13 protein-coding genes and 2 tRNA genes are annotated in these 12,046 nt (G+C 38.6%); 9 read left to right on the top strand and 6 right to left on the bottom strand.

The features are described from left to right. Positions 1-266 precede the first annotated feature (266 nt). Together H1R81_RS18325 and H1R81_RS18320 are read right to left on the bottom strand one after the other, a co-directional pair. Positions 267-355, bottom strand: a tRNA-Leu gene (locus H1R81_RS18325). Between the two features lie 56 nt (positions 356-411). Beyond that, positions 412-484: transfer RNA gene (locus H1R81_RS18320), tRNA-Gly, on the bottom strand. A 267-nt stretch (positions 485-751) separates the two neighbouring features. Between H1R81_RS18320 and hisIE the strand changes: the two genes are divergently transcribed. Further along, on the top strand, positions 752-1,372 hold the full coding sequence (gene hisIE, locus H1R81_RS18315; RefSeq protein WP_181842200.1) for a bifunctional phosphoribosyl-AMP cyclohydrolase/phosphoribosyl-ATP diphosphatase HisIE: 621 nt from the start codon (positions 752-754) through the stop codon (positions 1,370-1,372). Between the two features lie 49 nt (positions 1,373-1,421). Beyond that, entirely contained in the window at positions 1,422-1,784 is a 363-nt protein-coding gene (locus H1R81_RS18310) for a phage holin family protein (RefSeq protein ID WP_310588092.1), read from the top strand. 53 nt (positions 1,785-1,837) lie between these two features. Here the strand turns inward: H1R81_RS18310 and H1R81_RS18305 are convergent, their stop codons facing one another. Together H1R81_RS18305 and H1R81_RS18300 are read right to left on the bottom strand one after the other, a co-directional pair. Then, positions 1,838-2,305, bottom strand: a complete 468-nt coding sequence (locus tag H1R81_RS18305) for a redoxin domain-containing protein (RefSeq protein WP_181842199.1) — start codon at positions 2,303-2,305, stop codon at positions 1,838-1,840. A gap of 77 nt (positions 2,306-2,382) precedes the next feature. Further along, positions 2,383-4,848 (bottom strand): glycoside hydrolase family 9 protein, encoded by a 2,466-nt coding sequence (locus tag H1R81_RS18300; protein ID WP_181842198.1) that lies wholly within the window; start codon positions 4,846-4,848, stop codon positions 2,383-2,385. A 66-nt stretch (positions 4,849-4,914) separates the two neighbouring features. Between H1R81_RS18300 and H1R81_RS18295 the strand changes: the two genes are divergently transcribed. The 7 genes from H1R81_RS18295 to H1R81_RS18265 all read left to right on the top strand — a co-directional run bounded on the left by H1R81_RS18295 (position 4,915) and on the right by H1R81_RS18265 (position 10,278). Beyond that, entirely contained in the window at positions 4,915-5,976 is a 1,062-nt protein-coding gene (locus H1R81_RS18295) for a c-type cytochrome (RefSeq protein ID WP_181842197.1), read from the top strand. A gap of 29 nt (positions 5,977-6,005) precedes the next feature. Next, the gene (locus H1R81_RS18290; RefSeq protein ID WP_181842196.1) at positions 6,006-6,431 is read left to right on the top strand and encodes a DsrE family protein; all 426 of its coding nucleotides are present in this window, start codon (positions 6,006-6,008) and stop codon (positions 6,429-6,431) included. A gap of 18 nt (positions 6,432-6,449) precedes the next feature. After that, positions 6,450-6,899, top strand: a complete 450-nt coding sequence (locus H1R81_RS18285) for an AraC family transcriptional regulator (protein WP_181842195.1) — start codon at positions 6,450-6,452, stop codon at positions 6,897-6,899. A 46-nt stretch (positions 6,900-6,945) separates the two neighbouring features. Next, complete coding sequence (locus H1R81_RS18280) at positions 6,946-7,356, top strand: VOC family protein (protein ID WP_181842194.1); 411 nt, start codon at positions 6,946-6,948, stop codon at positions 7,354-7,356. Between the two features lie 4 nt (positions 7,357-7,360). Continuing rightward, positions 7,361-7,753 (top strand): DUF3052 domain-containing protein, encoded by a 393-nt coding sequence (locus H1R81_RS18275; RefSeq protein ID WP_181842193.1) that lies wholly within the window; start codon positions 7,361-7,363, stop codon positions 7,751-7,753. A 73-nt stretch (positions 7,754-7,826) separates the two neighbouring features. Beyond that, on the top strand, positions 7,827-9,206 hold the full coding sequence (locus H1R81_RS18270; protein WP_181842192.1) for an L-serine ammonia-lyase: 1,380 nt from the start codon (positions 7,827-7,829) through the stop codon (positions 9,204-9,206). A 439-nt stretch (positions 9,207-9,645) separates the two neighbouring features. Then, a complete protein-coding gene (locus H1R81_RS18265; RefSeq protein WP_181842191.1) occupies positions 9,646-10,278 on the top strand; it encodes a DUF1080 domain-containing protein in 633 nt (210 codons plus the stop codon). Between the two features lie 155 nt (positions 10,279-10,433). Here H1R81_RS18265 and H1R81_RS18260 read toward each other — a convergent pair whose 3' ends face one another. Beyond that, complete coding sequence (locus tag H1R81_RS18260) at positions 10,434-10,799, bottom strand: RNA-binding protein (protein ID WP_181842190.1); 366 nt, start codon at positions 10,797-10,799, stop codon at positions 10,434-10,436. Positions 10,800-11,090: 291 nt separating this feature from the next. Further along, positions 11,091-12,035, bottom strand: a complete 945-nt coding sequence (locus H1R81_RS27795) for an HRDC domain-containing protein (protein WP_409013560.1) — start codon at positions 12,033-12,035, stop codon at positions 11,091-11,093. Positions 12,036-12,046 lie beyond the last annotated feature (11 nt).

Below are 12,046 nucleotides of genomic sequence, written 5' to 3'. Positions count from 1 at the left end.
GGAAACCTCTAAAAACATTTTTGAATTATAGCCATACTTTTTCCAATTAGAACGCTTTAGTTGGGCTATTGGATAAGAAATAAATTAATATCTACATGTACTACAATAATTTTATTATTTTTATAGGGACTAAATGGGGACTATTTTAAAATAAAGAAGAGCTAAACAAAAGCTACCTAACAGAAACAAAAAAGAGTATAAGTTGCTAATAATCAGCTTCTTATACTCTTTTTGTTTTACTTTTGTTATGCTGTTTTTTGCATAACTGGTACCGGGGACGGGAATCGAACCCGTACGAGCGTTTCGGCTCACAGGATTTTAAGTCCTGCGTGTCTACCAGTTCCACCACCCCGGCGGATGGTGTGTTTTTTTGAAAAAAAAAGCACCTTGTAAAGGGTGCTGAACTTTCCGAGCGGAAGACGAGTCTCGAACTCGCGACCTTAACCTTGGCAAGGTTACGCTCTACCAACTGAGCTACTTCCGCTTGTTACATCCATTTGGTGTTGAATGGGACTGCAAAGGTAGCAGGAGTTTTTATATATGTCAAGAGCCTGGTGAAAAAAAATCAATATTTTTTTTGTGCTTAAGTATAAACGCTTGATTATAAGATTCTTTAAAAGTGATATTTTTTGAAGAAATTTTTGCGAATTCCGCAAACCGGAACAATAGCTCATGTTATATCTACAAATTTTCAGGTTTTTATAGGTAATAGTTTTTGAACATCTGTACTTTTGTGGAAAATTATGGATGAATGGATAAGAAAATTGATTTTAATAAATCTCCTGACGGGCTCGTACCTGCCATTATACAGGATTATCAGACAGGAAAGGTGTTAATGCTGGGCTATATGAATGCAGAAGCCTACGAAAAAACCAAAAAGGAAAATATCGTAACTTTTTTTAGCAGAAGCAAACAGAGACTCTGGACAAAGGGAGAGACATCTGATAATTTTTTGCACGTAAAAGAAATACTGATTGATTGTGATGGTGATACTATCCTGATTCATGCTTCGCCTGATGGCCCAACCTGCCATACCGGAGCTGATACCTGTTTTAATGAGGTAAACAGTGCTGATTATAGAAAAATTTTATTTGTAAATCATTTGCGTGAGGTTATTAAAGGCAGAAAACAAAACCCTACAGATGAGTCTTACACAAGCCATTTATTCAGAAAAGGTATTAATAAAGTAGCACAGAAAGTAGGAGAGGAAGCGGTAGAATTAGTAATAGAAGCTAAAGATGATAACAAGGAATTATTTTTAGGTGAGGCTGCTGATTTATTTTATCATTATTTAGTACTTTTAGAACAGAAAAACTACGAGTTTGACGAAGTACTCGATGTTTTAATAAAAAGGCATACCCCTCGCCCTTAGTGGCCACCCCGGGAGGGAATGTTAGTATTAACTCTAAACCTGATCTCCTGTGGGGAAGGAGGACCTCTTACCTATGCTCAGTTATATTATCCGTTTGATATGCTGCGGTGCCGCAGTATATTTTATGCCTGCCATTTTAAGTAAAATTCATGTTGATACTTTTACAACCGCAGTAATTGTAGCTTTTGTAATGAGTATTCTTAATACTGTTGTTAAACCAATCCTGCAATTAATCTCAATACCCATTACTATTCTTACTTTAGGGTTTTTCTATTTGGTTGTAAACGTATTTGTGGTTTATATCTGTGCCTATTTAGTGCCGGGCTTCACTATAGATGGCTTTTTACAACCTTTAATTTTTGGATTTATACTTTCGATTGTAAATGGAATTGTGAGTGGGTTTCAGGATTAAAAAATAGAATCCCCCTCTTGTTCTGGCAAGAGGGGGATAATGTAAAATATAATTTATAAACTTTCTAAGGTGTTTTTAATTGCTACAAAATCCGGCACTTCGCTTGCTTTAGGCAAAACCTCTGCATAACGAATAATTCCTTCTTTATCAATCACAAAAGCCGAACGTTTAGAGACCCCATGCATTCCAAAAGCAAAGTTTTCGTAATAAGAATCAAAAGCTAATGAAGCCTCCTTGTTGAAATCTGACAGTAAAGGAAAAGGTAGTTTTTGTTCTTCCTTGAATCTGGCTAACGTGTAAAGTGAATCTACCGAGATACCCAATACATCAGAATTGAGTCTTGAATAGGTAGCTATGTCGTCTCGCATCTGGCAAAGCTCGGCTGTACAAACGCTTGTAAAAGCCAATGGAAAAAATAAGACTACTACATTTTTACCACGATAATCAGAAAGGTTTACTTCCTGTTTATCACTGCTGTATAATTTGAAATCTGGTGCCTGGTCTCCTACTTTTAACGACATAATCAAAGGTGTTTAAATAAAATATAATAAGTGCAAAACATATAATGTATTGAAACAGTTTCTTAATAACTCTAAACTTACAAACGCTTAAATTTATAGCCTTTCTTTTTCAGAACCTTAATCAACTCATCTAATTTATTATAAAACTTCTCTTTTCGTCGTGGGTCAGTGCCTAAGTGCAGGAGCAGTACAAAGCCACTAAGATTATCTTTGGCATTGGCTTCATATTTCAGAATATCGTTCATGATAGTCTGGTTATCGGCATATCTTGCCCCCAATTCCGGGTAAGTATAATCTCTGTTAGAACCTGTGCCGCCAGTAAAGTTGATAAGTTGCAAACCAGAGGCTTTTGTCCATTCGGCAATTGTTTCATTATACCACTCATAGGGTGGCATAAAGTAGAGAGCTTTTTCTTTACTGATGCCAAATTCTTCCATTACTTCATAATTGGCTTTCAGGTCGTTTTCAAATTCTTCCCTGCTTATTAACATTGAATCTCGTTTTGTCCAGTCATTATAAAGAAGGTGTTTGTTTGAATGCCCGCCTAAATAATGCCCGTCGGCTTGGAGGTTTTTAATGAGCGATTGGGTTTCAGAATTTCTATAAAAGTCTCCTGTGAAGAAAAAGGAGGCTTTTACAGCGTTTTTCTTTAATGCATTTCTGACAGTTTGCCCGCCTTCGTAAAAATCATGCCCAGTAAAAGCCAGACGGATTACCTTTTGCTGTGAATTGAAACGGGTAATTGCACCTTTAGTAAGGGTTAAATTTTGAATATTAACAGGGGCCGGAATCGATGTTTCTAAAGTTGACAAATAATACGTCAGAGAAGCGGTACCATCCATTGTTGGTTCGTTGGTGGAGTAATCTCCGAAATCATCATGATAAACCGCCATTGCTGACTGGAAATCAGCATATTCATCAGGAAAGCGGAGTGCCACATATTTTAAACCTGAGAAAATAGAATTTCTCACTGGCCCATCTACCAAACCACCATCAATCGGATAGTTGTATTTGATAGTGAATGATGAATGAGGGTCTTCCGGAGAATCACCAATTCTCGGTAATCCTACTATCATGGCTGTGCCCCAGGGGTTACAGCCAAATAACCAATCTCTCAGCGCAGCTTCCATTTCCTCAAAACCCTTTCCACCCATTTGACGGTAGAGGCAGAGTTGTGTAAGCGTAGCAGATACCAGATTGTTAGAACACCAGATAAACGGAATACCATTCATAAATGGGTTCTTTTTGGCTCTCTCTTGTATAGCACCTAAGCCTTTTGCATAATAGTTTATATAGGGTTGCTTATCAGTAGTCTGACTGGCAATCTGATAATGCCCGGCATTCATAAACGGATACCATTGGTAATGTCTGGCGGTATCATTAATCATCCATGGGGTAATGGTTTCCTCCTTACTAAAACTGATGGCATCTTTCAGATAGGTCTTGTCGGCTGTTAGTTTTGCTAATTCTGCTCCTGCTAATTCCATGTCGTCTGTCCAGTTGTCTTCCTCATAAAAATATGGAGCTTTACATGGGGCTGTCTGGCAGGCACCTGGATTCTTCTTACCCCAATCATAGGCTTCAATAGCTTTGGTTTTCAGGGCTTTAGCATAATCAGGGTAGAACTTTTGCAGAATTTTTGAGCCAAGCGCAAAGGTTGAAGCATATTTTCCGGCAGTAGAAGCAATACCTGTCGCCCGGCTTTTGTACTGAAAAGCCCCTTGTGGTTTGCCGGTACAAAAATAAACAGGGCGCATTTTTCCATTGCCATAATTGGCTACATCTTGTGTTGGCAGGCGCAAACCTGAATGGTCTCTGTCGTCGGCTATCTGGTTATACATTTCTCCATAAGCCGGATTCATTCGTAGCAACCAGTCAATACCCCATTTTACTTCGTCTAAAATATCTGGTATGCCATTAGCACCTGGTTGTCCGGCGGCGTTATAAGCGTCTTTAAAAGCAACAGGGTTATGCTGATAAGCCAAAAGCATCTGATAAATGGCATTAGCCGTAGTGGTGGTATATTGCAGATAATCAGAGGCATCGTGCCAGCCACCCACTACATTAATATATGTGGAGTCTTTCTTAGGGTCAGGATGATAAACAATGAATCCGTCCTGAGTATGGCAGGAGTCTTTCAGAAAAGGGTTATAGCCACATCTTTGCTGGCGCATATATTTCAATAAAAAATCGGCTGTTCCTGCATATACATCATTGGCTATTCTGAATTTTACCGATTTGGTTCTGGGTAAATAAATGTAATAGGCTCCCTTTTTCTGGAAAGCTGAAAAATCCAATCTGTAAGAAGCTGTAAAATTGCCAAATGGGCCTTGTGAGCGGACTTTGTTAGAAGTAAAAACAGTCTTATCTGTCAGGGCATCTCTGATTTCAAAAGAATGAACAGACGTATTGTCTCTTGATAACAGCACTGCTACTTTTATACTGTTTGGCAGATAACCTAATTGATTGACTCTGACAAATTGCTGTGCAAAACTGGCACAAGGGATAAAAATTGTAAAGAGAAGTATTTTCAGAAATTTCATTATTGGGTGATAGTTAGGATTAAAGGAAAATGTGTACTTTGCATAAAGAAAATAACCCCTGTTGTAATGTCTCCTTTTGAGCAAAAGCCTCTCGAGAAAACTATCACGTCAATCCTTGTTAGTATCAGGTGGATTGCTGCTATCGTTTCAATAGTGGGTTTTATCATTTTGGGTATGCTGATGAAAGAGTTTTTCCATCTTCCGGAATCGGCTTCAAATTTATCTGCAATTGAGAAGAAATTTATTAAAATTGATACAAATTTTGTAAATCTCTGGACGGCTCCCTCCGATTGGCGAATGGATAGACTGGCCAAAGAAGAAAAAGAAAAGATTCTGTATGGTAGAGAACTGATAGCGCATACAGCCAGGTATTTAGGGCCGAATGGTAGCATCAGGCAGATGTCGAATGGTCTGAATTGCCAGAATTGCCATTTGCAGGCAGGCACACAACCGTGGGGAAATAATTATTTTGCAGTCTACTCTACCTATCCGAGATTTCGGGCGAGGTCAGGTACTAAAGAAAGTATTATAAAGCGGGTGAATGATTGTCTGGAACGTAGCCTGAATGGCAAAGCATTAGATTCAACAAGCTATGAAATGCAATCGATAAATGCTTATATTAAATGGTTAGGGGCGGATGTGCCGAAAAAAATAACGCCAAAAGGGACGGGCATTTTTAAAGTGAAATATCTGGCAAGAGCAGCAAATCCTATAAAAGGCCGCACAGTTTATGAGAAAAACTGTCAGTCGTGCCATCAGACTGACGGACAAGGTGTTATAGCGGCAGATGGCAAGACTTATACTTATCCGCCGCTTTGGGGCGATCATAGTTATAATACAGGGTCAGGATTATTCAGAATATCCATGTTTGCCGGATACGTCAAATACAATATGCCATTAGGTACCACCTACGAGAAACCGAAATTAAGTGATGAAGAAGCCTGGGATGTAGCTGCATTCGTAAACTCAATGCCTCGCCCGGCAAAAGATTTAAGCACTGACTGGCCGGATATAGCCAAAAAGCCGATAGACCACCCATTTGGCCCATATACCGATTCATTCAGTGAACAACAGCATAAATACGGCCCATTTAAGCCTATAAAGGAATGGTACAATAAAGGAAAGTGAATAAAACAAATTAAACCAGATATAATACAATGAAAACCTTTATTCAGATTTTTGCCATAGCATGCGGAATGATGCTAATGACTTTCTCAAACAGTTATGCACAGGGCAAAACACATAAGCTATTAATTGACCTTAATAGTGCCGATACAACCGATCAGGCGACAGTATTACGCCAGATCAGGAATTTGTGGCGTGAAATGCCCGATACTAAAGTAGAAGTGCTGATACATGGGCCTGCGGTTGCTGCCATTAAAAAAGATACTTCTCCTTTTGCTGTTCAAATAGAAAAACTTCAGAAAGACGGGGTAGTTTTTGCCGTTTGCCGTAATACCATGAAACGCTATAAATTAACAGAAGCTGATATGTTGCCCACAGCTTCTTTTGTGCCCTCAGCTATTGCCGAAACTGTGCTGAAACAGGAGGAAGGGTGGAGTTATCAGAAAGCGGGGCATTAATAAATTCAACCTACCTCTATGCAAGCCCAATACCCAAAAGTATATCTCTACCGAAGAATTGTACAGGCGAAGCTATTTATCGATAAGCATTATCCCGATAACATTGATTTGAATGATATTGCCGATGAAGCGTTTTTTTCAAAATTTCACTTTATCAGGCTTTTCAGGAATACTTATGGCAAAACACCACATCAATATCTTACTTATGTGAGAATCGAGAAAGCTAAAGGATTACTGAAAACTGCTATACCTGTGGCAGAGGTTTGTTACGGGGTTGGTTTTGATAGTATTAGTTCTTTTACGGGTTTGTTTAAGCGAAGTGTAGGTAAAACACCATCAGTCTATCAGCAAGAACAATTAATGCGACAGGCAGAGATTTTAGCAAAGCCTTTGAGATATATCCCCGGTTGTTTTGCAGAGGCCAAAGGCTGGAAGCAAAATAGCAATTTTGAAGAAGTGGTTTCATGAAAGATTATCGAAGTTTGTCTTGATAACCATTTAAACAGACAAGAAAATGATTTCAAAAATCTCGCATGTAAGTGTCTATGTCTTGAATCAGGACAGTGCCTACGATTTTTATGTAAACAAATTAGGTTTTCAGGTAGCTACAGATGCTCCGATGGGGCCTGGAATGCGTTGGCTGACAGTAACACCACCCGAACAACCCGATATTGAAATTACACTTATGCCCATTGTTTCAGGTATGATGTTCGATGACGAATCAGCCGAGCAGATGCGTAATTTAGTAAAGAGGGGTACTTTTGGCTTTGGGGTATTTCAGTGCAATGATATTTATGCTACTTATGAAGAACTGAAAGCTAAAGGTGTGGAGTTTACCAAAGTGCCTAAAGAAGAGTTTTATGGTATTGAGGCCTTGTTTAAAGATGATTCGGGTAATTGGTTTAGCTTAGGTCAAAAACAATAAAACTATGGACGCAACCGCTATTTTTAAGAAACTAAGATTGAATGATAAGGGGGCTTTACTCGTAGTTAATGCCCCTGCTGAATACACAGCTATACTAAAAGATATAGCGCACGATACCACAGCAGAAGCAGGTAAAAAGTACGATTTTGTACAGGTATTTGCCACCAGCCAGGATGAACTCGAAAGACTTTGTGCCGAGGTAAAAGATGCTGGCAAATACGATTGCCTGTTCTGGGCATGTTATCCGAAAGGAACAGGGAAAATCAAAAGTAATATAAAAAGAGAAACGGTCTGGGTAGCCCTTGAACTGGCAGGTGTTCAGGCAGTTACGCAAATTGCTATTGATGATACCTGGAGTGCCTTGCGGGGGCGTCCGACTGAAATGATTGGAAAATAAAAGATTAGGCCGAATGTTGGTGATTTGTCTGAAATGGTATTAATTCGTGAAAGAATTAACTTCATCTACGACAATGCTTAAAGAACCTATTACGACTTCCGTTTTTGATTTATTCAAAATTGGGCCGGGTCCGTCAAGTTCGCATACTATCGGGCCTATGAAGGCCGCTTTTGATTTTCTACAGCGGGCAAAAGCTTTGCCCGAATCATTATTGACAGAACCTCTTCAGATAAAAATACATTTATATGGCTCTTTAAGTGCTACAGGAAAAGGGCATGGAACCGACAGGGCTGTAATGGCAGGTCTGTTGGGTTGGTTACCTGATACCTGCGAGCCAACAGCTTTTACAGCTTTATTGAAAAATACCGACGATACTTATCCAATTTCTATTCAGGCTAAACCTATCACCCTGACAGCGAAGAGCATTATTTTTGAGAGAAGCCGTTATGATTCTCCGCACCCTAATACTCTGGTGTTTAAGTTAATATGTAATGGATTAATAATATCAGAAGAAGAATATTATTCAGTAGGAGGGGGGTTTATTCAGCGTAAAGGAGAAGAAGATATAAGGGCGGCTGCCAATAAAGTGCCTGCTTTCCCATTTTCAACGATGGATGAGTTAATTGAACAGTTAGCAAAAAATAAACTTTCTTTAACCGACCTGATGATAGCCAATGAAATGGCTTTAACAGGATTGACACGTAAAGAGATATATCAGAAGATTGATGATATTTTAGAGACCATGCACAAGGCTGTTAAAAGAGGCTTAAGGCATAAGGGGGTTTTACCCGGTAGCATTAAGTTAAGAAGAAAAGCCCCTGTTTTATATGAACAAGCCAAGAGCCATGCTTCAGCGACCGATAGCTTCATGGTGTTTCTGAATGCCTACTGTATGGCAGCTTCTGAAGAAAACGCCGCAGGAAATATTGTAGTAACTGCCCCTACTTCCGGAGCTTCCGGTGTGATTCCGGGTATTACTTATCTGTTGCGGAATCATTATCATTATGATAAACAAAAACTGAGAGAGGGGATGTTGGCCGCGGCTGCCGTTGGTTTTCTTATTAAACACAACGCAAGTATATCGGGTGCTGAAATGGGTTGTATGGGAGAGATAGGCTCTGCCTCTGCCATGGCTGCCGCTATGTTGGCTTATTGTGCCGGACGTTCGATTGAAACTGTTGAAGCTGCCGCCGAAATAGCCATTGAGCATCATTTAGGTATGACCTGTGACCCCATAGGCGGCTATGTACAGATACCGTGTATCGAGCGCAATGCTATGGGAGCTATTAAAGCTTACAATGCTTATCTATTAGCTTCTTCGGGCAACACCGGCTATCAGAAAATCTCTTTGGATAGTGTAATTAAGGTCATGCGGGCAACTGGAAAAGATATGTCTAAAAAATACAAGGAGACTTCTCAGGCAGGACTCGCATTGAGTGCTACAGAGTGCTAAACCGTAAGATAAATACTTTGCCATATAAGGGGAGAATCACTTGGTTCTTCTTTTGTTTTATAAAAGCATTTGTATGGCTTCGTCATGAAGCCTAAACATACTTTCGAGTGGGCGTAGAGGATACCTTCAGATGATTTTACAGAGGCAGGTATAATTTCTGCTATTACATAGTTTTGCCACAATAAAAAGCATGATTTATACTGTTGAAGTATTTAATGGCCTGGCTTTTGTATCGTAAAGACATTAAATGGTGTTGCATTAGTACCATATCCTATATGGCAGCAAAATTATGTAAGTATTGGTAAGTCTGAAAAATCATCTGAAAGCCTGTTTTGATAATTAATGTTTATTTAAAATGAAGATTTAAAATTAGTTTCGTAAAATTGTTGGAATTATTCAACTCGGCGGCACTCGCCTTTATAAACTAACAAAATACCTTATGAAACGAATTTGTTATTATGCATTTGCCTTATTTTTACTAACCAATACCAGCTTTGCACAAAAAAAATCAAAAGATGGTTGGTACTCGCTCTTTGATGGTAAATCGTTTGATGGCTGGAAAGTCGGCGACAATGCCAGTACTTTTAGTATCGAAAATGGTAGTATTGCCGTTAATGGCCCGGTAGCACACTTATTTTATGTAGGACCAGTCAACAATCATGATTTTAAGAACTTTGAGTTTAAGGCTCAAGTAATGACTACCCCGGGTTCAAACTCAGGTATGTATTTTCATACTGAGTACCAACAAGGGAGCTGGCCTGATAAAGGGTATGAGGTACAGGTAAACAATTCGCACACAGATTGGAGACGTACCGGAAGTTTATATGGTATTAAGGATGTAAAAGATACTTTAGTAAAGGATAATGTATGGTACACCGAAACTATAATTGTGAAAGATAAACATGTAACAATTAAAGTAAATGATAAGGTTGCCGTTGAATACGACGAGCCTGCTGATTTACCGGAAAATAGAAAAGGGCGACGAATCAGCAGTGGTACTTTTGCGTTGCAGGGTCATGACCCTAAAAGCAAAGTATATTTCAAAGATATAATGGTAAAACCTTTACCTTGATTGTATTATTATATAAAGTATAGAAGCCTCTTGCTAAACAGTTAGAGGCTTTTTATATGACTTATCATATCATGAGAGATAAAAAAAGGAAACCAAGCACACCATTAAATGGAAGCTCAGTTTCCTTAAAATATATGATAGTATTTTGAAGAATATTAATATCTGCGTCCGCCGCCATTGCCGCCACGGTCACCGCCACGGTTATAACCGCCACCGCCGCCACGGTTGAAATCTCCACCGCCACGGTTGAAGCCACCGCCACCACCTGATGGTCTTTCTCTTCTTTCTTCTGCTTGATTTACCACGGCTGTGCGGCCACCGATGTCTGCGCCATTCAATTGAGCGATAGCTTTCAGAGCGGCAGCATCGTCTGGCATTTCTACAAATGCAAAACCTTTGCTTCTTCCTGTAACTTTGTCGATAATAATTTTTACAGAACTAACTTCACCATATTCTTCAAAATATTGCTTTAATTCACTTTCCTCAATTCTAAATGGTAGACTTCCAACAAAAATGTTCATGATAACTTGTATGATTTGATTGATAAATTTATACAAAAGTATATTTATTTTATTGAATAACTATTAATAATGATTTTTTTGATGTTAAATAATAAAAAATTATGCATTCACGCATGATTTTATGTCATAAATACACCTTATTGATCTATTATTTGCCAATTTTTGTTTTTTGAATCTATAAAAACAAAAAAGTGTGAAGCATAATGTTATGCTTTTCACACTTTTTATGATTTTGTTGTATATATCGTTCTTACGGTATCGTCTAAGCGTTCTTATCTCAAATATAATAAATTAATTTGCCATTTCAGATAAAAATTTAATACGCATTAATCGTAATTCTTCTTCAGGATATTCATCGCCGTCAAAAATCTTTTGAGCAGCACGTATATTATCGGTTTCAGCACTCATGAAATAATCATAAATTTCTTCCTGATGTTCATCATCAACCACCTGATTGATATAATAATCAAGATTGAGTCGAGTACCCGAATAACAGATATGTTCAATTTCTTCAATTAATTCAGCCATTGTTAAATCTTTTGATTCAGCAATTTCATCTAAATCAATCTTACGGTCGATTTGCTGAATAATGTAGATCTTGATTTTTGACTTATTAATGGCTGATTTTACTACTAAATCCTGAGTTGTTTCAATTTCGTTTTCTTCAACATATTTGGAAATCAACTCCAGAAAAGGCTTACCAAACTTCTGTACTTTGCCTAAACCTACACCATTGATCTGCGCCAGATCTTGAGAAGTGGTTGGATAAGTAGTTGCCATCTCTTCTAAAGAAGGATCCTGGAAAACTACGTAAGGCGGAACATTCTTTTCTTTGGCAATTTTTTTACGGAGTGCTTTCAGTAATTCGAATAATGCCGAGTCGAAAGCCCCGCCACCACCTGATGGGCCGCTATTCATTGGTACATCATCATCGTCGCTACTTTCAGTGTTTTCGTAGTTATGATCTTCGGCAATCGTAATCGGATAAGAGTCCTGAATAAAGTTTTTACCTTTTTCAGACACTTTTACAACTCCGTAAGCGTTTTCAATATCTTTCTCAATATAACCTAACACCATCATCTGGCGTAGAATTGAGACCCAATAATCGTTTGGAGTCTTTTTATTGTCAGCCTTTTTAGGTTTTTCAGTTTTCTTTGGTGAGTGTGATGGGCTTTTGGTTGCTACTGGTGCATCATCTTCATCATCATCAGACTCATCGTCGCTTACAATATCCAATTCCTCTTCGT

The organism is Emticicia sp. BO119 (assembly GCF_013912375.1).
Classification (GTDB): domain Bacteria; phylum Bacteroidota; class Bacteroidia; order Cytophagales; family Spirosomataceae; genus Emticicia.
The sequence above is the reverse complement of the archived record's forward strand: the minus strand, read 5'-3'. Positions and strand labels throughout refer to the sequence as shown.